Below are 23,255 nucleotides of genomic sequence, written 5' to 3'. Positions count from 1 at the left end.
TTCAAATGTTCTTGAAATATGCCGGCTCGAAAGTCGCGAGAGATATTGTTAAAGTTCTTTCTGGAAACGTTGTAGCACAAGGACTATCATTTCTCGCGATAATTATCATATCGCGGGATCTTGGCCCCAAAAGCTATGGCGATTTTGCCCTGATCATTGCCATTTTCACGTTCCTTACCCAGATATCTGATTTTGGTACGTCTACTTCCTATGTGAAGTTTTTGAGTGAAAATAAATCCGAGGAGAAAACAATATTTTCTTCAGTTTTGATATTCAAGACACTGACAGGCATTCTATTTTCTGCGGCGATCTGGTTTTTTTCATCCGACATATCAGAGTATTTTTTCTCGGTAGACAGGTATGAGTATTATTTCAGGTTGGCCGCCATTGCTCTTGTTTTTCATTCTATCTTGGGGACGGTTATTGCCCATTTTCAGGGGTTGGAGAAATTCAGGCAGTATTCTCTCGTCAGTATTTCGCATTATGCTATTCGGTTCGTGGCGGTAGTCGTCGTTATCTTTGCTTTTTCTGCAGGAAAAAGGTTCGAGTATTTTATCTATATTTATTTCTTCGCTGTCGTGCTTGTTTCAGTATCCGCTATTTATATCTTGAAGACCGGATTTTTATTCAAGTGGAAATACGTTGAAGAAATTTACAAGCTGGGATTTTGGATATTTTTCTCATCAGTAGCGGTCGTTATAATGATGAGAATTGATGTGGTCATGCTGAAGAAATTAGGCGATGCCGAGGCGGTTGGATTCTACTCTGTCGCGTCAAATGTGGCAATGATTCTGCCATTGATTACCATGTCGATCACGGCCACATTGATGCCAAAAATGGAAGCTTTCTTAAGGGAAAGTACCATTCGAGAATTCATTAAGAAAATACTCAAGAAAGTAAAGTATGTCATCGGGATCAGCTTGCTTTTACAAGCGGCCTCACCGTTGATCATCTATATATTATTTGGTGAAGCATATTTAAAAAGTATTCCAGTCTTACTGATACTTGTTGTTTCTTATATGTTTGGCGTCATCGTCAATCCGATCTCTTTGATTTATTACCAGATAAAGAAACCTTTTCTGTTGACTGCTGTGAACTGGGGACAGCTTTTGATCGGTTATTCCCTCAATCTGCTGCTGATTCCCGATTTTGGAGCGATAGGCGCAGCCATTTCTTCGCTCGGCATACATATATTCAGCAGTTCGATTATTGTTGGATATCTTTATTTCTCCAAGATTCGAGATTTCAGTTTAAAAGAGAAACTAATATAAGAAATTGGACAGAATATGCGTGTGGCTTTAATGACGGAATACCATCACATTGGTGGTGGCGAGTCAAATTTACTCAATTTGTGTGAAGAACTGAGCAAGAGTATAGAAGTTGTACTTTTTTGTGACGGTGCAGTTTATAAAAAGGCTAGAGAACTTGGACTTGCATGTAGGAAAACTGATTTGTCGGGAAAAAGATGGCTCCGCTTTATTCCGTTCCTGTCTTTCCCTGCTGAGCTCAGAAAAGAGTTAAATAGTTTTGATGTGGTTCACTCTTACTCATTAAATGTTCTTTCCCGGCTGGCTTTTCTGAAGCGTCCTGTTATATGGACTACGCATGGTTTCTGGGAGAGCCCTTTTGGATTGCGCGCGAAAGTCATCAATCTGATTGTTGATAAAGTAGTAGCAGTTTCTACAGATGTATACGATATTTGTAGCTTTGGATCAGATAAGCTGTCCAAGATATTCCTGGGCACGAAAATGAAAGGAATCCAAGGAACGAAAAAGGAAATTGATCCTCGCAATATTACTATATCCTGCATTGGCCGTTTTCAACGGATAAAAGGCCAGGATATCCTGTTGTCAGCGTTGATGGATATTGCAGAAGAGCGGCACGACATTAATATAAAATTGCACTTTGTTGGTGGCGTGAATAGTAATAAAAAAGAGGATATTGATTTCCATACGGAATTACATAGTATCGTGGAAACGCAAAGGCATGATAATCTGGACGTTGTTTTTGATGGATTCCAGGCAGATATTTCTCCCTTTCTGACGGCTAGTGATTTTATCGTCGTACCTTCTCGTTATGAATCTTTTAGCATGGTAGCAATTGAAGCTCTTGCATATGGCAAGGCAGTGATTTGTCCGAATATCGGTGGCCCTAAAGATATTATTAACGCCAAAAATATTGGAATCTTGTTCACTCCGGAAGACTCCACGGCGCTGAAGAAATCAATATTGGAAATGATCGAGAGTTTTGAGATGTTTGATCCAGAGCAAGCCAGGGTTAGGGCTGAGGATTTTTCTATTGTTCGCCAGGCTCGTGAACATTTGACGATTTATCAGGACGCCTGTAATGGATAAAGTATTGATTGTTGCGACCAGTTATCCTTATCCCGAGTATAGGGACGGCCTGGCGAAAATAAATGCAAATTTGCTAAAGAAAAATGATTATTTTGATGCCGATATGCTTTGTATTGGTGATTTAGGTGATTTGAACACTTCCGATGTTGGAAATATATTTAAAATTTCTCCAAGGAAGAAGAAAAATAAGTTCTCCCAAATTTTCAGTTTCATTTTTTCGATGAAACCAATTAATGTATCGAAATATTCTGAATATGTTCGTCAATACAAAGATTTTTTGCTCGAACATCACTCTCGTTATTCGGTTATTCATCTTAGTTCCCCCTATCTGGCGGAAATAGCTATTGGCATGCCATCAGAAATTGTCAATAAGATGATTATTTTCCCTATCGACTGTATGACGCTGTTCTGGTGTCGCCGCAAGAAAAATGAAGAGAATATTCTTAAAAAAATAATTTATTCGATCGAATTTCTGAAGTGTTCGTCATTCGAGAAGAGATATTATAATATATTCAAGGCTGCCGTCTTTGTTTCGGATGTCGACCGAGATTATGCCAAGGCAATTACCAAAAAAGATAATTATTACTGTATTCCTAATGGTGTAGATGTAGATTACTTCAAGTCTGATAGTTTGGCTCAAAGGGATAAAAATTTCCTGATTTTTACAGGAGACATGTCATACGCCCCAAATAAGGATGCGGTCAATTTTTTAGTTAATAAAGTACTCCCAAAAATAGACCAAAAATTTCAACCACATCTGCTTCTGGTAGGGCAAAAGCCGGATGAAACCACGTTATCTTTTGCTAGTGAACATATCACCGTGACTGGTTTTGTCGAGGATCTGAGGCCATACCTGAACCGTTCCAAGGTCTATATTTCTCCTTTGCGCTTTGGAAGTGGAATTAAGAATAAAATTCTGGAAGCCATGTCCATGGGGATGGTTGTTATTGGGACGAAGGTAAGCTTTGAAGGGATCGGATGTACCCCTGGTCATGATTGTGTACAGGTCGAGGTTGATGAATTTAAAATGGCAAAAGCCGTGGAAGAAATTTTTCAGAATCAAGTAGCTTATACGTCAATGCGCAAAAATGCCAGGGACTTGGCTGAGAAGAAGTATTCCTGGGATTCCATAAGAAAAGCATACGGATTGATTTATGAAAATCGCTTTAGTAACTGACAAATTTTCTACCGGCGGGGGATTGGAACATATTTATCAACTATGTCGCGGCATGCCGGATGTAGAGTTTGGTGTGTTTGCTAAAGATGGGAATGCCAAGGACAAATTCCTTTTACTGGACAATGTTACTGTCTTCAATAACGGATACACCTCGGAATCCATTGTTGCCTATGCTCCTGATGTGATTCACTTCCACCATTTAAGGCCGTTGCTGGCATTTAGAGGTAAAGCCAAGAAAACCATGTTTACAGTACATGGAATTCATTTGCACCAGTATGAATTCAAAAACGGAACTGTATCAAAGATTCAATATTTCATCCGATTAAATCTTGAGAAATTTTTATATCGAAAAGTTGATAAAATCATTTCGGTATCATATGAGGATGAATATTTTATTGAAGAAAAATATGGAGTTAAGGCAAAGACCGTATTTAACGGAATTCAATTCGACGCAATAAAAGATGTTCAGGGAAGTCAAGATAGCTATAGAATTTTATTAGATATCCCTTTGGATCGGAAAATCTTTCTTACCGTCGCGCGTTTTGATTTTCCCAAAGGATATGATGTATTAATCAAGGCGATTGGGCTTCTGAAGCAGCAAGATAAATTAACCAACCAGCTGTTTGTCTTTGCTGGCGATGGTGCCGAGCTGGCCTCGATGCAGGAACTAGCCGTTACGCTAAAGATCGATAAACATGTGCGATTTTTAGGGCGTCGGACGGACGTCTATGAGCTGATGAAAGCGGCTGATGTTTTCATACTTCCAAGCAGGTGGGAAGGGTTACCCATTACATTAATCGAATCGCTGGTCTCACATTTGCCGGTTATCGCTAGCAATACCTATGGCATAAAAACGGTTTTTAATGAAATAAAAAATAACATTTCTCTTTTTGAAAACGAGAATTCTTCAGATTTGGCAAAGGTTATTCTTGAGGAACTTACCTACAAGCCATGCGATATGAGCATTTTTTCACTTGCTCCCATGATATCGGCTATGCAGAAGGAATACTCAAATGTATAAAATAAGAAATTCCCTGATATTTTTCATATTTTTCTTTTTTTTATTAAGTGTCATTTCCATGCCTATGGCATTGTTGGATAAATTCACTATTGCAGGAAGTGAATTTTCAGCATCCTACATATTTGTATTTTGCATGATACTCACTTTCGTGGTTTTTGCTTTGTCGAGTATAAGGAAAAATTTTCCAATTGAAATAGATAAGAATTTTTTGTGCGTAATTGCTCTTGCCTTCAATTTTTTATTTTTTTCCTTGCTCAATGAGCCAGATGGCGGGTTTTTTCTTGGAATATCCTTTTGGATAATATCAATATTCATTGGTTTGAATATAGATACCTTGAGCGGAACTAAATTTCTAAAAATAATATTTTTTCTAGCATGGACTTTGTCCATTATCGGGTTGATATTGTATTTTCTGAATTTACCATTGCTCGATTTGAAAACGGCTGGCCGCGAACTTTATTTTATAAACTCGAATGGTTATTATAGGGCATCGTCTGTATTCTTGAACCCGAATAGTTTTGCATATTTTTTGGTGTTCTATTTTTGTATTTTCTCTATATCAAGAAAATATGACATAAAGCACTGTGCTGTATTCCTGATTGTTTTTCTTGCATTCTACTTTTCCGAGTCCAGGTCGGCCATGCTGTCTCTGTTCCTGATTTTCTTGTTTGCCATCTTTGTAAGGACAAAGCCGGCCAATTTGTCAGGGAAATTGTACTTCCTTAATATAGCCATTCTTTTGGCATTGTTCTTCTTGTTGCTATTGTCCGGCGATCTTTTCTCATATGACATCAGGTTCGAAAAATGGCACATGGCACTTGATATCTTTTTTGGAAATTATGAATACCTGTTGAAGGGAATTCCTTTTTCTGTTCCGTTATCCTCTCAAGGAATTACTTTTAGCGATAATATGTTTTTATATATATTATTCAGGCTGGGTTTCTTTGGTTTTTTGGGTTTCTTTGTATTTTATATTTCTATATTAAAAAAATCATGCACAATCTTGGCGAACGAAAGTACCCATAGCCAAAGTGCACCGTATGCAATGTATTTTCTTGTGTCATCAGTTTCGATGTTTTATTCAAACTTCTTATTGTTTTATCCAATAATGATTTTGCATGGAATTGTGGTCGGCGTCGTTTTGCAAGAAAAAAATGTTAAAAGTAGGTGTGGAAAATAATGAAGATTGCAATTGTTCATGAGTGGTTCGTAAACTATGCGGGCTCAGAGAAAGTCGTCGAGAAAATTCTGGAGTGTTATCCCGATGCAGATCTGTTTGCTTTGGTTGATTTTTTGCCAGACGATAGCAGAAAATTTATTATGAATAAAAAGGTGAAAACATCATTTATTCAGAAATTGCCAATGGCGAAGAAGTCTTATAGAAATTATATTGCGTTGATGCCAATTGCAATAGAGCAATTTGATCTTTCATCTTACGATTTAATTATTTCCAGCTCACATGCCGTGGCGAAAGGTGTATTGACAGGACCAGATCAATTACATATCAGCTATGTTCATTCTCCAATCCGATACGCTTGGGATTTTCAGCATCAGTATCTACAAGAATCAGGGTTGACAAAGGGATTGAAATCCATATTGGCGCGCTGGATTTTGCATAAAATCAGATTGTGGGACACTCGTACATCCAACGGTGTTGATTATTTTTTGGCCAATTCTCACTTCATAGCAAGAAGAATTATGAAGTCATATCACCGGCAAGCTACTGTAATTTATCCACCGGTTGATGTAGATGCGTTTACGTTTCAGGGCGAAAAAGAGGAATTTTATCTCACCGCATCGAGAATGGTTCCCTACAAAAAAATTGATTTAATTGTGGCCGCTTTTTCATTAATGAAGGACAAGCGGCTTGTTGTCATTGGCGACGGTCCGGACTTCGAAAAAATAAAGTTGAAGGCTGGCGAAAATGTCGAATTACTGGGTTATCAGGAATTTGATGTATTAAAAAAATACATGATGAATGCCAAGGCTTTTGTATTTGCGGCAGAGGAGGATTTTGGTATCACTCCGGTAGAGGCTCAGGCTTGTGGTACGCCAGTTATTGCATTTGGTAAAGGCGGGGCGCTTGAAACTGTTTTGCCGTTATCACATGAGACACCTACTGGAGTGTTATTTTCACAGCAGACAGTCGAGTCGGTCATCGAAGCGGTGAACACATTTGAAAATAGCTCTGCACAGATATCGGCGGAAAACTGCAGAAAAAATGCTGTACGATTTAGTAATGACCGTTTTAAAAGCGAGTTTGTTGACTTTGTCAAAAAATCCCATGAAGACTGCAATGAGAGAAAATTTACAGTTCCTGAGAAATTATTGACTTGAGAACTGAGGTTACTGTCGAAGAGAGAACCCATCGCATTTGCTTCTCTGCTGAATATAAAATACAGAATCTCGGTTTCATCCATGAATCAGCTGATGGAGTCAACTTCATCCAGTGGATTCGTCAGCGCTGGCTCGCCATCGTCTTCCCTTGAGCGCCGCGCGTCTTCATGCCAGGCTGTTTGGTTGACGCGGCTATACCGCCACTGGCGCGACTGTTGCCAGGATCGGCTTGTCAGCAGGCATCAAGGTCAGGCTGGCCACATGACCGCCATGTGCGCCAGCATGAACGGACTGGCGACAACGGCGTTGGCCGAAAGGGCCGTTACAAGGAGAGGACGACTTTTGACACTTACGCCCGGGAATTATCTGTACCTGAAAAGCACTCCATCTCCCAACTATGTGAGGCCATCCTCTGACGCGATACGGCACCCTGCTCAGGACCGCGCCGGGTAAAAAAGAGGCCAGACCGTGCATGTGCGCGGTTTGGCCTTGATTTTTTACAACCGTGACAAGCGTCGCTGCTATTTTTTGAAATTGCAATCTTGTTATAGATCAGAGCGTTTTTTCCCGGAAAATCTGGGAATTAATTGATCAGGCGTTATGGCGACCATTAATGGCATCTACTCTTTGCAATGAAAGGACATCCGCATATATGGAACCTGATTTGCCGGGAGTTGTTCACTATTGACCGCCGATGGCGGTTGGTGATCACCTACAATGTAGGCTTCGGTACACCCCATATCAGCACTCATGCTCAAGGTGGCTGCCATGCTGCCAATGGCATTGCGCGCAACAATTTGTGAATCGCCGATAGCATCGATATCCCGGAAATACTGGGTTGGAGTTTCCAGCATGGACGAGGCGACCGGTTCATGACTGGACAATGAAAGCATGTATAAAAATGCCCTATCTTCATGACGTATCAAGTCAATGCCAAAAGTAATCATATCCTCATCACAAATGCCTGCAAATGGTCCGGGGCAGGTATTGAGTTGCCGCATTTCCGGTTGAAAGTATGCATTATCGATACCCAAGTGCTTCCAAACAGTATCGCGCGCATAAAACATTTTTTGATAACCATGCACTCCAAAAACTTCATACCCCTTGTTTTTCATATACGCAGGTGCGCAGTTATCGGCAACCGATGAAAAGTTGGTGCCAGAATCGAGTTTTATATATTGGGAACATAACTCGCGGATCTCTCCCTGCATGGTAGAACCGTGGTAGTCGGTAAAACCTGAGTCAAGCACTTTGACACCGTCGCGCTGTAACCGCTTCTTAATTGACACCAACGATGCCTGGCTCTCTCCCCATGACTCCACAACCATCAAAACCATCTTTTGGGGCATCTTTTCTGCACCCTTGATATGATTTAAAAATGTTGGCTCGGCAGTTTTCCCCAAAAAATTCTTGTCACTAGAGATATCATCAAGAAACAATGTCTTTATTGCAAACGGCGATGGTGTAATGATCGATTTCCGTAGCGATGTTGGGCCCACATCAAACATCGACATGGTGGATTTTAAAATAAGTAAAAAAACTCCAATAATTAATGCAAATTTTCTGAATCCAAGGGAACTTTTTCTATATATGTCGGAGAAAACGAAGAATGACATTACTGCCACAAATAAAAAGCAGGTAAATAATACAGGCGTAGGGGCATTTCCCATTACTGTAAAGAAATAGAAATTATAAGCGTTCGGCCGGATATTCCAATTTGCCAAAATGGAAATTAAAAAGACAAAGAACCAGACGCTCTTTATCAAGAGAGATAGCCAAGGCTTGAGGCGTTTTTCCATGTAAGGAAAAAACAGCGGCTCGATGCATATGTATATCCTGCCGAATGCAAAACTCCAGATAATGCTGGGTAACAACATCCATAAAAAACAGCGAAAATATATGAATTTTTTAGATTGAAGAGAAAAAGATTGATCTTCTTGTAGTGTATAAGGTGAACTCATGAATTTGGAAATGCAAAAAAAGAATTTTATTGGCGCGAGGAAGAATCTCAGAAAGCACCAAAAGATGTGAATATTTGGCAATGTTTTTTTTGGGTATTTATTGTAACACGCTTGTCATAAATTCTGCCTAGCATACCCACATTCAAAAACGCCGTATAGTCGTGCAAAAAAAAACGCTGTATTTGGTTCATTTTTGTGACAGTTCAGTGGCAGTGAACCAGCTGGTCTTGAAGCAGGCTGTCTTACACTGACGTGTCCAAGTCGGCCGGAAATGTGGTGGTATGGCTTGTCCTGAGCTGCGGCGCAACGTCGAAGCGTGGGCTCGACGACCGGGCATCATGTCATCGACACTTCGAATATCCGGCATCGTTCCGCGACGCAGCCTCGCATGGACGGAGCTTGGTAGCAGCGATTGCCTTGGAATGGCCTGCGATAGTGTACGGCTTGGCCTTTTGATTCCTCAGCAGACCAAATTTTGGACGCGAGGTTAGCAGTGTTTACGCGAAGACATCGGCATTGGCCAGCAATGCGCCGAGTTTTTTCCTGCCCGACAAGAGCGGTTCGCCACCCAGCGGCTAGTCGATGCCGATTGCCGGGTCATTCCACAGGAGACTACGTTCAAATCCGGCGCCCAGTAATCGGTCGTTTTGTAGGGGAATTCAGCGTTGTCGCTGGTGACCACGAAGCCTTCAGGAATCCATATTTGGCGGTTGTTGGCCGCTGAAAGGTCGCGCCTGTCCAGTGGCCGAATGTCGGCGAGCTCTTGCTTAGGTCGACGGCAACGCCGAATACTTCGTCGGCGGTGACGCGTACGAGTTTGCCTTGCGGCTGCTGGATCTGATAGTGCAGGCCGCGCAACACCCCCTTGGTCGACTTGGAATGGTTACACTGTACGAAGTCGCGCGTGACGCCGGTCAGTTCGGCAAAGCGCTTCTGGTTGAAGCTTTCGCAGGAAAAGGCCCGGTCGTCGCCGAACACGGTGGGCTCGAGAATCAGGATATCAAGTATGGCGGTTGTTTGAATTGCATGATGTGAAATGAGCAGTAAGCCTTTTAGTATATTTTTTCTTCGAGCAGGCGCAGCAGGTATTGACCGTAGGCGTTCTTTTTCAAGGGTTGCGCCAATGCCTCGAGCTTGGCCGCGTCGATGTAGCCGCGGCGGTAGGCGATTTCTTCTGGGCAGGCAACTTTCAAGCCTTGGCGGTTCTCGATGGTGGCGATGAATTGGCCCGCTTCGAGCAGGGATTCATGCGTGCCGGTATCCAGCCAGGCCATGCCGCGCCCCATCAGCTCAACGTTCAACTGCCCGCGCTCCAGATAGGTGCGGTTGACATCCGTAATTTCCAGCTCGCCACGTGCTGACGGGGCGATGCCGGCAGCGATATCGCACACCTGGCTGTCGTAGAAATACAGGCCGGTGACGGCGTAGTTCGATTTTGGCTTGAGCGGCTTTTCCTCGATGCTGACGGCGCGACGTTGCGCGTCGAAATCGACGACGCCATAACGTTCCGGATCGTGCACGTGATAGGCGAATACGGTCGAGCCGCTGGTGCGTGCCGAGGCTTCGCGCAACTGCGTTTCAAAGTCATGGCCGTAATAGATGTTGTCGCCAAGAATCAGGGCCGATGGCGCATCGCCGACAAATTCTTTGCCAATGATGAACGCCTGTGCCAGTCCATCCGGAGTCGGCTGCACGGCGTAGCTGAGCTTGATACCCCACTGGCTGCCGTCATTCAGTAACTCTTGGAAGCGCGGTGTATCTTGTGGCGTGGAAATGATCAGGATGTCGCGTATGCCGGCCAGCATCAGCGTGGTCAGCGGATAGTAGATCATCGGCTTGTCATACACGGGCAGCAGCTGCTTCGATACGGCCATGGTGACGGGATACAGGCGCGTGCCGGAACCGCCAGCGAGAATAATGCCCTTGCGTTCGATGGTGGTTCCCATTATTTTTGCTCCTGGGCCGTCTCGCGTGCCGCGTAGTTTTTCTCGACCCACTTCAGGTAATCGCCCGACTGCACATCGCGTACCCAAGCCTGGTTGTCCAGGTACCACTGAACCGTCTTGCGGATGCCGGTGGCGAAGGTTTCGGCCGGCTTCCAGCCCAGTTCGCGCTCGATCTTGCGTGCGTCGATAGCATAGCGGCGGTCGTGGCCCGGGCGATCCTGCACATAGGTGATTTGTTCGCGATAGCTGCCGGATGCCTTGGGATCGAGCGTATCGAGGATGTCGCACAAGGTATGGACGACTTCCAGGTTGGCCATTTCATTCCAGCCGCCGACGTTGTAGACCTCGCCCAGGCGTCCTGCTTCCAGGACGCGGCGGATCGCCGAGCAATGGTCGCCCACGTACAGCCAGTCGCGCACCTGCATGCCATCGCCATAGATAGGCAAGGCTTTGCCGGCACGGGCATTGCTGATGATGAGCGGAATCAGCTTTTCCGGGAAATGGAAGGAGCCATAGTTGTTCGAGCAGTTGGTGGTGAGCACCGGCATGCCATACGTATGGAAATACGCGCGCACCAGATGATCGGACGCCGCTTTCGATGCCGAATAGGGGCTGTTGGGCGCATACGGCGTTGTTTCCGTGAATGGTGGGTCACCCGGTCCCAGGGTGCCGTAAACCTCGTCGGTCGAGACGTGCAGGAAGCGGAAACCGTCCTTGTCTTCACCTGTCAGGCCGGACCAATAAGCGCGTGCCGCTTCGAGTAGGCTGAAAGTGCCATTGACATTGGTTGAAATGAATTCGCCGGGGCTATGGATCGAGCGATCGACATGGCTCTCAGCGGCAAAATGCACGATGGCGCGGGGCTGGTGTTCGGCCAGCAGGCGGGAGATGTGGGCGGTATCGCAAATATCGCCGCGTACGAAGATATGCCGCGGGTCTTGCTCCAGACTGGCCAGATTGCTGAGATTGCCAGCATAGGTCAGTTTGTCAAAATTGACCACGGGCTCATCGTTGAGCGCCAGCCAGTCGCGTACAAAATTGGAACCGATGAAGCCGGCGCCGCCAGTCACTAAGATCATACTGTTATCCTTTTCTCACTGTGTAAGTTATCAAATTCTACACTGTATATTTTGTTAATACGCGCCATCCTTCTTGAAGATGACTTTGACTGTTTTCAGCAGAATGACGATGTCGTTGAACAGAGACCAATTCTTGACGTACCAGGCATCGAGATAAACGCGCGTATCATAGCTCACGTCGTTCCTGCCGCTTACTTGCCATAGGCCTGTGACCCCGGGTTTCGCCTCAAGATAATAGTCGATCTGGTTGCCGTAGCGCTCCAGTTCCGCATCGACAACCGGGCGCGGACCGACCAGGCTCATTTCGCCCTTCAGTACGTTCCACAGTTGCGGCAGTTCATCAAGGCTGGTGCGGCGCAGGAAGTGGCCGATCGAGGTGATGCGCGGGTCGTTCTTCAGTTTGAAATCACGGTCCCACTCGGCACGGGCTTCAGGATCGCGTTCCAGTAATTCCTTCAGCAAAACGTCGGCATTCACGGCCATGGTGCGGAACTTGTAGCAAAGAAAATGCTTGCCATTCTGACCTACGCGTTTGTGGCCGTAGAAGATGGGACGGCCCGATGCCATGACCTTGGCTGCGATCCACAGCAAGACGGGGGCGCCGATGATCAATACGCCGACCGAGGCTATCAGATCAAAGCAGCGTTTAATCAGCTGCAAGCCTGGCCGCGCCAGGTTATTGCGCATGGTCAGCAGCAGCACTTCATGTGCAAAGAAATGGTTCACTTCCATGCCGTACAGGGGAAGTCCACGGACGGCAGGTACTACTTGCATATTGGCAACGCAACGGCTGACCTGCTGGATCATGCCCTGATAAGCGTCGATGCCGCCTTGCTCCAGGGCGACAACCGTATGTGGGTCGCCCAGCAGTTTAAGCGTTTGTTCCGGTTTTTCGCCCAGCTGAATGCAGGGCACAATTTGCTTGCTGCGGTTGACATAACGATGTTCGAGGCGGCCTTGACCTTCGGGGATCAGGAACGCAATCAGGCGGTAGCCCATTAACGCTTCCTCATCGAAAGCGCGTGCTGTTTGCAAGGCGTTGTCACCCCATCCGATGATGACCATGGGCCGTATCCAGCCGCCAGCTTTCATCAGCAGGTATTTGATCATGCCACGCAGCAGCAAGACACAGCATGGCACCAGCAGCCAGGTAGCCAGCAGTGCCTCGCGTGAGGAGTCGCGCTTGTCGAGGAAGACCAGGGCAGCATCGATCAAGCCCATGACCATGACGATCTTCAGGAGTTCCTTGATTTCATTCGAGTACGGACGGCGCTTGGCATGATGCCCCTTCAGCTTGAAGATAGCCACAGTGACCAGAGATAGCAGGCTGTAACTGAGCAGGCGCGAGCTATCCAGCCCGAAGCTGTTCAAGTCGGTGGCATCGAGGATCCATTTGCCAGCAAACCAGAATGCCATGAACATGGCAAGTGCATCGGCAAAGGTGAGAAAATATTTTTCTGCCCTATTGCTGCAATACCATTTCACTTCTTGTACAAAGATGCCTTCGATTGGTTTCATGATGACTTGCTAAACCTTATAAACTTCAGTGTGAATTTTTTTGCGATGCCGACTGCGTGGTGATGACGTATCTGATGAGTCAAGCGCGGCCGTAGCGGTCTTCAAAGCGGACAATATCGTCTTCCCCAAGGTAGCTGCCTGATTGAATTTCAATCAATTCCAGCGGTAGCTTGCCTGGGTTGGCCAGAGAATGGACAACGCCGAGGGGGATGTAGGTGGACTGGTTTTCGGTCAGCAAATATTCCTTGTCGCCATTGGTGATCTGGGCAGTGCCCGATACCACGATCCAGTGCTCGGCGCGGTGGTGATGCATTTGCAATGACAGCTTGGCGCCAGGCTTGACCGTAATCCGCTTGACCTGGAAGCGGTCGCCATTGCCGATGGAATCATAGGAACCCCACGGACGGAAGACTTCACGGTGCATGGTGGCTTCGGGGCGTTCCCTGGCGATCAGTTGCGCGACCATGGATTTCGTTTGTTGTGCCTGATCCGCATCCATGACCAGCACGGCATCGGCTGTTTCGACGATCACGGTATTGCGCATACCGATGGCGGTGACCAGGCGGCTACCGCTGTGCACCAGGCAATCGTTGCAATCCTGGATCAGTACATCGCCGTGGGTGCTATTCTGGCTGGCATCCTTTTCCGCCACATCGAGTACGGCTTTCCATGAGCCGATATCATTCCAGCCCGCATCGAGGGCGATGGTCGAGGCATGGCTGGTGCGCTCCATGACGGCGTAGTCGACGGCGATATCGGGACTGGCAGCGTAGGCATCCTTGTCCAGGCGAATGAAGTCAAGGTCGCTCTTCGCGGCGGCAATGGCAGCGCGGCAAGCGGCCAGTACGGCAGGTTGGAAACGCTCAAGCTCTTCTAGGTAACGGCTGGCGCGGAACAGGAACATGCCGCCGTTCCAGAAGTAATCGCCGCTGGCAATATATTGTTCTGCAAGCGCCAGGGCCGGCTTTTCGACGAATTCAAGTACGCGCTGGATCTGCCCGGTTGCCATGCCTTCGGCGCGGATATAGCCGTATCCTGTTTCTGGTCCCGTTGGCGTGATGCCAAAAGTCAGCAAATTACCTGCTTCAGCAGCCGTGCGTGCCAGCGCGATCGCGCGATGGAAAGCCGGGGTATCCAGTATGACGTGATCCGATGGCAGTACCAGCAAGAGTGGATCTTCGCCGTTCTCCATCGCATGCAAGGCGGCTGAGGCGATCGCCGGCGCCGTATTGCGGCGCATGGGTTCAAGTAACATGCGGCTATTTTCCAGGCCGATTTCACGCACTTGCTCCGCGATGATGAAACGCGACGATTCGTTGCATACCAGCAGTGCTGGCGACACGGTGTCGATGCCCGCCAGCCGCTGCAGCGTTTGTTGCAGCATGCTGCCCTGAGTCGACAAGCGCAGAAACTGCTTTGGGAACGCTTCGCGCGAAAGCGGCCATAAACGTGTGCCGGAACCGCCACAAAGAATTACCGGTAAGAGGGGAATAGTCATTTATGCTTCAATTTAAATTTAGTATTGGATAGAACTGAATAATTGGTCATTTGGGTATTAAAACTTGCCCGGCTTGCCGCGCTTGCATGCGGCGGCGTATGTACTGGCAAAACATCAATATTGTCAGTGGGGGCAATATTTTAATAAATTACAGGAATCTTTGTATTTTCTCTCGACGCGCTGGAGTCTGAGAGGCGCGCACTTTAGCGCGTCCTGTATTGTAGTTTGCTACCCTGGTATTTCTACTTGGCACACAACGTTTCAAGCAAAAAAGCAACAAACACGCACACAGCCATCACACTGAGGAGTAACACTGCTCCTGCTGCACAATCCTTGGCAATCTTGATGCTCGGATGTAGCGATGGATGGAGGTGGTCGATCAGGTGCTCCAGCGCGGTATTAAATAATTCCGCAGCCAGAATCAGGCCACAATTGAGCAATAGCAGAGCCCACCACATCAGGGAAGGTTTGTACCAGCAGAGCACGATGAGTACCATTAAGGCAGCCAGGCATTGCAGGCGAAAGCTCGATTCCAGGCGGAAGGCGGCGCTTATTCCTTGCAGAGCAAATCCCATGCGCTTGAAGAAAGATTGGTTCTTCATGGCAACTGTAGCGATGGCGTGGGATATGTCAATGGCATGAAAGCGGATCTGTTAAGAAATGGATGAGGATCGCAGGCGTGATCATACGATATGGCATTATTCGTACACAGCAGAAAGACTGCTGCCAATCTTTTTGATGTTGGATAAAAAGTAAAAAAGCCCGTTTTCAAATGAAAAGGGCTTTTATTGCAATAGCTAAGACATTTGAGTATGTCAACTATTGCGGTACCAGGCCTTCATCTTTCGGCTTGAGATCAAGCTGCAGAATGGACCTACCTGTCGCTGCCTGGGCAGCCAGGTATTAATGGTGGGTTGGGGTGGTGTGCGCGGTGGTCGAATCCGAGCTGGCGGCACCGGCCACAACGGCAACTGCTGCGCCGATTGCGATCATGGTGCTGACGCTCAGACCGGCAACGGTGGTGCCGGCAGCAGCGCCAGCTGCTGGTGCAGCTGCTGCTGGTGCAGGAGCTGGTGCCGATTGAGCCATGGCTTGTGCGGAAGCGAAGCACAGGATTGCCGAAGCGATCAGAATTTTCTTCATGGGATATCCTTTTAGGTTGAACAGCGGGAATGCTAAACTGTCACGCGATTGTAGCAACATTTCTCTTGCTAGTCTGCGCCACACCATTCACGGTGACAATAATTTATTCTATTTTAGCCGTATACCAGACCATTCACCGTGCTTGGCAGCCTGTGATGTTGTTCTTTATTAACAAAAACGCTACCTCGCCGATGCGGCCGTCTTATCTTTTTATTCAATGTCGCGAGAGTTCCTGATGAATTCGACAGCGCCGCACAAGTTTGCCAAGTCCTTGCCATCGCGCGTAAAATGCAGGCTTCGCGGGTGTAGCTCAATGGTAGAGCAGAAGCTTCCCAAGCTTACGACGAGGGTTCGATTCCCTTCACCCGCTCCATTTTCCGCTGGCGCCTGGTTTTGTGCGGCGCGGCCACTATTTTCCTCATTCCCATGTCTTCTGATACCCCAGCAAACGGCCCGGCGCGGCCGATGATGTACGATCCGACCGAACACCGCATCCGCAGTTTCGTGACCCGCGCGGGACGGCTGTCTGTCGCGCAGGCGCGCGCGCTCGAGACCCTGGGGCCGCAATTCCTGCTGCCTTTCGCCAAGGAATCCATGGATTTCGAGCAGGTGTTTGGCCGCAAGGCGCCCGTGATTCTGGAAATCGGTTTTGGCATGGGCGCGACGACCGCGCATATCGCCAAGGCCATGCCGGAGAAGGATTTCATCGGCGTGGAAGTGCATACGCCCGGTGTTGGCAGCCTGTTGAAGCTGATCGGCGAAGAGTCGCTGACGAATCTGCGCTTGCTGCAGCACGATGCCGTGGAAGTGCTGACGCACATGATTCCTGCCAATTCGCTGGCCGGTATCCACGTGTTCTTCCCCGATCCATGGCACAAGGCGCGCCACAACAAGCGCCGCCTGATTCAGTCGCCGTTCGTCAAGCAATTGACCGATCGCCTGGCGCCGGGCGGCTATCTGCATTGCGCCACCGACTGGGAAGATTACGCAGTGCAAATGTTGGAAGTGCTGGGCGCCGAGTCGCAGTTGCGCAATAGCGCAGAGGGCTACGCGCCCCAACCCGCATATCGTCCACTGACCAAGTTTGAAAACCGCGGCTTGAAGCTGGGCCATGGCGTGTGGGACCTGGTGTTCATCAAGAAATAACCTGGCGGTTTGCCCACCTGTGCCGTTGGCACGAGAACAAGCCTGCCGCGGCGACGCCGCAGGCTTTTTTATGTACGCGCTATCGTGCGCTGGCTAGGCAAGGTGGGCGAATTACGGTAGTCTTATCTTTTTTGCATTGATTGATATTATGTCCAAGAAAATACTCGTGACCGGCGCATCCGGTTTCATCGGTTCGCATACCTGTGTCGAATTGCTGGCTGCCGGCTTTGAGGTAGTCGCGGTGGATAATCTGTGCAACAGCGCGCGCGAAGCGATGGCGCGTGTGGAGCGCATTGCCGGCAAAAGCGTGCCCTTCTATGAGGCGGACGTGCGCGACCGCACGGCCATGGCCGCCGTCCTGCGCGAGCACACCATCGATGCCGTGATCCATTTCGCAGGCTTGAAAGCCGTGGGCGAATCCGTGGCGCAGCCACTGATGTATATGGATAACAATGTATCGGGCACCGTGGCGCTGCTGGAAGTGCTGGCGGCGGCGAACGTGAAGCGTTTTGTGTTCAGCTCGTCGGCTACCGTGTATGGCGATCCGGAAGCCTTGCCGATCCTGGAATCGTCGCGCCTGTCCGTGACGAACCCGTACGGCCGCTCGAAGCTGATGGTCGAGCAGATCCTGGCCGATCTCGTGCATGCTGATGCTCAATGGCAAGTCGGCGTGTTGCGCTACTTTAACCCCGTTGGCGCGCATGCCAGCGGCTTGATCGGCGAAGATCCGGCCGGCATCCCGAACAACCTGATGCCCTTCATCGCCCAGGTGGCCGTGGGCCGCCGCGAGCGCCTGGCTGTGTTCGGCAACGACTACGATACGCCGGACGGCACGGGCGTGCGCGACTACATCCACGTGGTCGACCTGGCGCTGGGCCACGTGGCCGCGTTGAATCGCCTGTTTTCCACCGAGGGCGGCTTTACCGTCAACCTGGGCACGGGCCACGGCTACAGCGTGCTTGACACCGTACGCGCCTTCGAGGCCGCCAGCGGCCGCAAAGTCCCTTACGAGATCGTGCCGCGCCGCCCCGGCGACATCGCCAGTTGCTACGCCTCGGCCGACAAGGCGAAGCAATTGCTGGGCTGGCAAGCGCAGAAAAACATCGACGACATGTGCCGCGACCACTGGCGCTGGCAGCACCAGAACCCGCAAGGCTACGCGGCGTAAAAAGTCCGCAGATACAAAAAATCCCGCTCACACGTCAGTGCGGCGGGATTTTTTTTAGAGCGCCAGCAACCCAATGGCGCCTGAAAAATGTCTGGAGCGAGGCGAAGCAACAACGCCCCAGGCATTTTCTCAGGCAGCCATTATGGATACAGGCCGCGTACTTCGCGAGCCTGCAGCACACGCGTGCACGCCAGGATGAAGGTCGCGGTACGCATCGACACTTTCTTCTCTTGCGACACTTGCCATACCGAGTCGAACGCTTCGCGCATGATGCGGGTCAGGCGGCTGTTGATTTCTTCTTCCGTCCAGAAGAAGCTCGAGAAGTTCTGCGCCCATTCGAAGTAGCTGACGGTCACGCCGCCGGCGTTGGCCAGCACGTCCGGCACGATCAGCACGCCGCGGTCGGTCAGGATGTCGTCCGCTGCCGGCAGGGTCGGGCCGTTGGCGCCTTCCAGGATGATCTTGGCGCGGATGACTTGTGCGCGTTTAGCCGTGATTTGCTGTTCCAGCGCGGCCGGGATCAGGATGTCGCAATCGATGCCCCAGAAATCTTCGCGTGGCACGAATGCCTCGGCGCCCGGGAAGCCTTCGACGCTGCCCACTTCGGCCACGTGTGCCAGCAATTGCGGGATGTTCAAGCCGCCGGAGTGCACGACGGTCGTTTTGTGGTCTTGTACCGCGACCACTTTCGAGCCGGCCTCAGCGAACATGCGTGCAGCGACGCCGCCCACGTTGCCGAAACCTTGCACGATGACTTTCGCGCCTTCGAGCGACATGCCGACCTTGGCGGCCGCATCGCAACCGACGACGAACACGCCGCGGCCCGTCGCATCGCGGCGGCCCAGGCTGCCGCCCAGCGAGATTGGCTTGCCCGTCACCACGCCGGTCGACATATTGCCGCCGATCATGGCGTAGCTGTCCATCATCCACGCCATGACTTGTTCATTCGTGTTGACGTCCGGCGCCGGGATATCCTTGTTCGGTCCGATGATCATGCTGATCTCGCTCGTGTAGCGGCGGGTCAGGCGTTGCAGTTCGTTGCGCGACAGGGTCTTCGGATCGACACGGATACCGCCCTTGGCGCCGCCGTATGGCACGTTGACGGCTGCATTCTTGACCGTCATCCAGGCCGACAGGGCCATCACTTCCGACAGGGTCACGTCCTGGTGGAAGCGCACGCCGCCTTTGCCCGGGCCGCGCGACAGATTGTGCTGCACGCGGTAGCCTTCGTAGTGGGCAATGGTGCCGTCATCGCGCTCGATAGGCACGTCGACCGTCAGGATGCGCTTTGGACGCTTCAGCGTTTCCACCCAGCGCGACAGGTTGCCCAGGTATGGCGTAACGCGGTCGATCTGCTCGAGGTAGACGCCCCATGGGCCAAGGTCTTCAGGATTGAGGTAGGAAGGAAGTGCGTGCTTGCTGGTCATGCTTGATAAGCTCCTGGACAATACGAATACGTTAGAGGCACAGCCGAGATGCAGCTGCGCGCAGCGGAACCGCATCGTAGGCGATAGCCTCATGCCCCGGCCAATGCTTTGTGCGCATCCGGTTATGCATTTATTGCATAGTTAGGAAATCAGGAGGGAATTGTGGTGACAGCTGCGCGCCGGCGTTTTTTCCCGCTGCGCGCGGCGCTTTCCTGCGCCTGCACCAGGTACTGCCACAGGCTTTCGACGATCTGCTTGCCGGGACGCAGGCTGGACGGGCGTTCGCGGTACAAGCGGATTTCCAGTTCGATTTCCCAGCCGGGCGCGCCGCCGTCGGCGCGTGCCAGGTGCTTGTATTTGACGTCGCGCATGACGGCCGATTCGGGCAGGAAGGCGATGCCGCGGCCTTCCAGTGCCATCATTTTGAGGCCTTCGGCCATGTCCGTTTCATAGCAGGTTTCCAGGAACAGGGGCGCCTTGGCGTCGGCCAGCAGCAATTCCACCATGCGTCCCAGGTAGGCGTTGCTGGTGTAGGAAAGGAAGGGCAATGGCTCCTTGGCGCTGCCGGGCAGGACGAAGTCCGGCACCTTGTCCTGGCCGCAGCGCGCATACGCGCGCAGGGTTTCGCGGCCCATCACCAGCATGTCGTAGCGGCCCGGGTCCAGCTGCACCGGTTGGCGCGGATGGTGGTAGCACAGCAGCAAATCGCAGCCGCCGTCGACCAGTTGCAGCACGGCGTCGTGCACGTTCAACGCCATCAGGCGGCTGTTGATCGGCGCGAAACCCTCTTCCAGCGCCGTCAGCCACTTCGGCATGAAGGTCAGCGACAGGGTATGCGGCACGGCGAAATCGACGCTCGTTTGCGTGGCCGCCCGCTTGCCGCGCAACAGGGCGCGCACGCCGTTGATCTGCCCCAGCATTTCCAGCGCCTGCTCGTAGAACACGGCGCCGGCCGGCGTCAAGCGCGTCGGGTAGGAGGTGCGGTCGACCAGGTCGATGCCGAGCCAGTTTTCCAGCGACTGGATGCGCCGTGAGAATGCCGGCTGGGTCACGTGGCGCAGGGCCGCGGAACGGCTGAAATTATGCGTTTCAGCGAGCGAGATGAAGTCTTCCAGCCATTTGGTTTCCATCGCGGGACCGTTCTCTTATCAAGGGCAAAGGCAAGGTAAAGTGGTCAGGGCGTCTCGGGCGATGCCGCCGGCTGGTACAGCGCGGCGGGCAGGCCAAAGAAGGACGGCGGACCCAGGGTCGTGCCATCGAGCGAGCCGCCCGCGTTCAATCCCTTGTTGATGGCCGCCAGCAGGGAGCTGCGGTTGGCCAGATTTTGCAGCAGCGCGCGCGGGCCGTTGTGGAAGGTGTGCTGGGCGATATCGGCGGCGACGACAAAGATCGGCTCGCGGCGCAGGGGGAACTCCACCCATTCGCCGTCTTCGTCCTGCGCGCAGAACGTGTCGGGCAGGGTCATGTTTTCGGCGCCGGGAAGGTGCGACGCCAGCACCAGTCCAAAAGCTTCCGGCACCACGTCGGCCAGGCGGCGCAAGGTGAGCTCGTCCTGCACCAGGGCGCGTACTTGCGCTTCCACCGCATCGTCGGCGTCTGGCTGGGCGCCCAGAATTTTCACGGCCTGATAGATCAGGTCCGGCGAGAGTGCTTCCATTAAATCATCTCCAGAATCATGGCGACGATTTCGTCGCCGTACGAGGCCAGTTTTTTCTCGCCCACACCGCTTACGCCGCGCATCTGTTCCAGCGAAGTAGGCTTGGCCTTGGCGATTTCGCGCAAGGTGGCGTCGACGAAAATCACATAGGCGGGCACGTTGTGCGTGCGCGCCGTCTCCACGCGCCACCAGCGCAGCTTGTCGAAGATCGCCTGCTCGCTTGCCGATAGATCCGTCTCGACATAGCCCTTCGCCACGCTGGTGCTGCGCTTGCTGGTTTTCACCGGTTTCTGGTACTGGCGCAGCTGTACTTTCTGGCCGCCCTTGAGCACGGGGCGCGAGGCGTCCGTCAGTTTCAGCGAGCTGTATTGTTCATGGTCGACCGAGACGAGACCCAGCGCGATGGCCTGGCGCAGGATCGATTTCCATTCCGCTTCGCCCAGGTCCGAGCCGATGCCAAACACCGACAAGGAATCGTGGTGCCAGGTCTTGATGCGTTCCGATTCCACGCCGCGTAGCACGTCGATCACGTGGCCGCCGGCGAAACGCTGGTCAACGCGGTAGATGGCCGACAGCAGTTTTTGCACGGGCACCGTGGCGTCGAACGATACGGGCGGCACCAAACAGGTGTCGCAATTGCCGCACGGCGAAGCCGGTTCGCCGAAGTATTCGAGCAGCCGCATGCGCCGGCAGCTGAGCGTTTCGCACAGGCCCAGCATGGCGTCGAGTTTGACGCCCAGCACGCGCTTGAAGGTGTCGTCCGCTTCGGACTCGTCGATCATGCGCCGCTGCAGCACCACGTCCTGCAAGCCGTACGCCATCCAGGCGTTGGCGGCCATGCCGTCGCGGCCCGCGCGCCCCGTTTCCTGGTAATAGCCCTCGATGCTTTTCGGCAGATCCAGGTGGGCGACGAAGCGCACGTCTGGCTTGTCGATACCCATGCCGAAGGCGATGGTGGCGACCATGACGATGTTTTCTTCACGCAGGAAGCGCGCCTGGTTGGCACTGCGCTTGGCGTACTCCATGCCGGCGTGATACGGCAGGGCGCGGATACCGCTCTGGTTCAGAAATTCCGCCGTCTCTTCGACTTTTTTGCGCGACAGGCAGTACACGATGCCGCAGTCGCCCGCGTGTTCCGTGTTGATGAAGTCGAGCAGCTGCTTGCGGCCATTCGCCTTTTCCACGATCTGGTAGCGGATGTTCGGGCGGTCGAAGGACGAGACGAACTGGCGCGCGTCTTCCAGCTGCAAACGCAAGGCGATTTCGGCGCGCGTCTGCGGGTCGGCCGTGGCGGTGAGCGCGATGCGCGGCACGTCCGGGAACTGCTCGTGCAGCACAGACAGCTTGATGTATTCGGGACGGAAGTCGTGGCCCCACTGGGCCACGCAATGCGCCTCGTCGATGGCGAACAAGGAGATCTTCGAGGCCTGGAACAGGTCCAGGCAACGCTGCGTCATCAGGCGCTCGGGCGCCACGTAGACGACGTCGATGCCGCCGGTGCGCACCAGGCGCTCGATGCGGCTCGCTTCTTCGTAGGTTTGCGTGGAATTGAGGAAGGCGGCGCGCACGCCGACTTCGGCCAAAGCGTCCACCTGGTCCTGCATCAGCGCGATCAAAGGCGAGACGACGACGCCGACGCCATCGCGCAGCAGCGCGGGAATCTGATAGCACAGCGACTTGCCGCCGCCCGTGGGCATCAGTACCAGCGCGTCGCCGCCATGGCTGACGTGGTCGACGATGTCGGCTTGCTGGCCTCGGAAAGCCGGGTAGCCGAAAACGGTTTGCAGCAGGTGCAGCGCGCGCTGGTTAAGATCTTGATTCAT

Annotated in this window: 19 protein-coding genes, 1 tRNA gene and 2 pseudogenes; 9 read left to right on the top strand and 13 right to left on the bottom strand. The window is 51.3% G+C overall.

All coding sequences use genetic code 11. The features are described from left to right. The first annotated feature begins 5 nt into the window (after positions 1-5). Genes AC54AG_RS05330 through AC54AG_RS05315 form a run of 4 tightly spaced genes read left to right on the top strand, consistent with a single transcriptional unit; the run spans position 6 to position 4,552 of the window. On the top strand, positions 6-1,271 hold the full coding sequence (locus AC54AG_RS05330; RefSeq protein WP_331777265.1) for a flippase: 1,266 nt from the start codon (positions 6-8) through the stop codon (positions 1,269-1,271). Positions 1,272-1,286: 15 nt separating this feature from the next. Then, positions 1,287-2,354, top strand: a complete 1,068-nt coding sequence (locus AC54AG_RS05325) for a glycosyltransferase family 4 protein (protein WP_496629658.1) — start codon at positions 1,287-1,289, stop codon at positions 2,352-2,354. Next, positions 2,347-3,531 (top strand): glycosyltransferase, encoded by a 1,185-nt coding sequence (locus AC54AG_RS05320; protein ID WP_331777263.1) that lies wholly within the window; start codon positions 2,347-2,349, stop codon positions 3,529-3,531. The genes AC54AG_RS05325 and AC54AG_RS05320 overlap by 8 nt, the downstream gene beginning before the upstream one ends. Continuing rightward, positions 3,509-4,552 carry a glycosyltransferase family 4 protein gene (locus AC54AG_RS05315; protein WP_331777262.1) on the top strand — a complete coding sequence of 348 codons (1,044 nt, stop codon included), beginning with the start codon at positions 3,509-3,511 and terminating at the stop codon, positions 4,550-4,552. Before AC54AG_RS05320 ends, AC54AG_RS05315 begins: the two co-directional genes overlap by 23 nt. A 114-nt stretch (positions 4,553-4,666) precedes the next feature. Here the strand turns inward: AC54AG_RS05315 and AC54AG_RS05310 are convergent, their stop codons facing one another. Further along, the gene (locus AC54AG_RS05310) at positions 4,667-4,942 is read right to left on the bottom strand and encodes a hypothetical protein (protein WP_319990525.1); all 276 of its coding nucleotides are present in this window, start codon (positions 4,940-4,942) and stop codon (positions 4,667-4,669) included. Positions 4,943-5,084: 142 nt separating this feature from the next. Between AC54AG_RS05310 and AC54AG_RS05305 the strand changes: the two genes are divergently transcribed. Continuing rightward, positions 5,085-5,732 carry an O-antigen ligase family protein gene (locus AC54AG_RS05305; protein ID WP_496629718.1) on the top strand — a complete coding sequence of 216 codons (648 nt, stop codon included), beginning with the start codon at positions 5,085-5,087 and terminating at the stop codon, positions 5,730-5,732. After that, a pseudogene (locus AC54AG_RS05300) lies at positions 5,732-6,829 on the top strand (glycosyltransferase family 4 protein); the annotation flags it as partial. The gene AC54AG_RS05305 and the pseudogene AC54AG_RS05300, both read left to right, overlap by 1 nt. 680 nt (positions 6,830-7,509) lie before the next feature. Here the strand turns inward: AC54AG_RS05300 and AC54AG_RS05295 are convergent. From AC54AG_RS05295 to AC54AG_RS05260, 8 genes and pseudogenes are all read right to left on the bottom strand, one after another. Then, on the bottom strand, positions 7,510-8,850 hold the full coding sequence (locus AC54AG_RS05295) for a sulfatase-like hydrolase/transferase (protein ID WP_496629657.1): 1,341 nt from the start codon (positions 8,848-8,850) through the stop codon (positions 7,510-7,512). A 497-nt stretch (positions 8,851-9,347) separates the two neighbouring features. Further along, a pseudogene (gene rfbC, locus AC54AG_RS05290) lies at positions 9,348-9,873 on the bottom strand (dTDP-4-dehydrorhamnose 3,5-epimerase). Positions 9,874-9,902: 29 nt separating this feature from the next. Next, a complete protein-coding gene (gene rfbA, locus AC54AG_RS05285; RefSeq protein ID WP_070302889.1) occupies positions 9,903-10,796 on the bottom strand; it encodes a glucose-1-phosphate thymidylyltransferase RfbA in 894 nt (297 codons plus the stop codon). Beyond that, positions 10,796-11,875 carry a dTDP-glucose 4,6-dehydratase gene (gene rfbB / locus AC54AG_RS05280; RefSeq protein ID WP_496629656.1) on the bottom strand — a complete coding sequence of 360 codons (1,080 nt, stop codon included), beginning with the start codon at positions 11,873-11,875 and terminating at the stop codon, positions 10,796-10,798. Before rfbB ends, rfbA begins: the two co-directional genes overlap by 1 nt. A gap of 54 nt (positions 11,876-11,929) precedes the next feature. Beyond that, on the bottom strand, positions 11,930-13,393 hold the full coding sequence (gene wbaP / locus AC54AG_RS05275; protein ID WP_081368237.1) for an undecaprenyl-phosphate galactose phosphotransferase WbaP: 1,464 nt from the start codon (positions 13,391-13,393) through the stop codon (positions 11,930-11,932). A gap of 79 nt (positions 13,394-13,472) precedes the next feature. Then, positions 13,473-14,891, bottom strand: coding sequence for a mannose-1-phosphate guanylyltransferase/mannose-6-phosphate isomerase (locus AC54AG_RS05270; protein ID WP_496629655.1), 1,419 nt, complete (start codon positions 14,889-14,891; stop codon positions 13,473-13,475). Between the two features lie 242 nt (positions 14,892-15,133). Beyond that, positions 15,134-15,493 (bottom strand): diacylglycerol kinase, encoded by a 360-nt coding sequence (locus tag AC54AG_RS05265; RefSeq protein ID WP_496629654.1) that lies wholly within the window; start codon positions 15,491-15,493, stop codon positions 15,134-15,136. A 301-nt stretch (positions 15,494-15,794) separates the two neighbouring features. Beyond that, positions 15,795-16,034, bottom strand: a complete 240-nt coding sequence (locus tag AC54AG_RS05260; RefSeq protein WP_139143361.1) for a hypothetical protein — start codon at positions 16,032-16,034, stop codon at positions 15,795-15,797. Positions 16,035-16,333: 299 nt separating this feature from the next. On the opposite strand from AC54AG_RS05260, the gene AC54AG_RS05255 reads away from it, so the two are divergent. The 3 genes from AC54AG_RS05255 to galE all read left to right on the top strand — a co-directional run bounded on the left by AC54AG_RS05255 (position 16,334) and on the right by galE (position 18,348). Beyond that, positions 16,334-16,407: transfer RNA gene (locus tag AC54AG_RS05255), tRNA-Gly, on the top strand. A gap of 92 nt (positions 16,408-16,499) precedes the next feature. After that, the gene (trmB, locus tag AC54AG_RS05250; RefSeq protein ID WP_331777256.1) at positions 16,500-17,180 is read left to right on the top strand and encodes a tRNA (guanosine(46)-N7)-methyltransferase TrmB; all 681 of its coding nucleotides are present in this window, start codon (positions 16,500-16,502) and stop codon (positions 17,178-17,180) included. A 148-nt stretch (positions 17,181-17,328) separates the two neighbouring features. After that, positions 17,329-18,348 carry a UDP-glucose 4-epimerase GalE gene (gene galE, locus AC54AG_RS05245; protein ID WP_496629653.1) on the top strand — a complete coding sequence of 340 codons (1,020 nt, stop codon included), beginning with the start codon at positions 17,329-17,331 and terminating at the stop codon, positions 18,346-18,348. Between the two features lie 140 nt (positions 18,349-18,488). Here the strand turns inward: galE and AC54AG_RS05240 are convergent, their stop codons facing one another. The 4 genes from AC54AG_RS05240 to recQ all read right to left on the bottom strand — a co-directional run bounded on the left by AC54AG_RS05240 (position 18,489) and on the right by recQ (position 23,255). Continuing rightward, positions 18,489-19,775 (bottom strand): Glu/Leu/Phe/Val family dehydrogenase, encoded by a 1,287-nt coding sequence (locus AC54AG_RS05240; RefSeq protein ID WP_496629652.1) that lies wholly within the window; start codon positions 19,773-19,775, stop codon positions 18,489-18,491. Between the two features lie 149 nt (positions 19,776-19,924). Continuing rightward, positions 19,925-20,905 carry a LysR family transcriptional regulator gene (locus tag AC54AG_RS05235; RefSeq protein ID WP_072454897.1) on the bottom strand — a complete coding sequence of 327 codons (981 nt, stop codon included), beginning with the start codon at positions 20,903-20,905 and terminating at the stop codon, positions 19,925-19,927. 44 nt (positions 20,906-20,949) lie between these two features. Then, on the bottom strand, positions 20,950-21,432 hold the full coding sequence (locus AC54AG_RS05230) for a hypothetical protein (protein WP_034745928.1): 483 nt from the start codon (positions 21,430-21,432) through the stop codon (positions 20,950-20,952). Further along, a complete protein-coding gene (gene recQ / locus AC54AG_RS05225; protein WP_496629651.1) occupies positions 21,432-23,255 on the bottom strand; it encodes a DNA helicase RecQ in 1,824 nt (607 codons plus the stop codon). The genes AC54AG_RS05230 and recQ overlap by 1 nt, the downstream gene beginning before the upstream one ends.

The organism is Janthinobacterium sp. BCJ23 (assembly GCF_059617945.1).
Note: the sequence above shows the minus strand (reverse complement) of the source record. Positions and strands in the feature narration are given on the sequence as shown.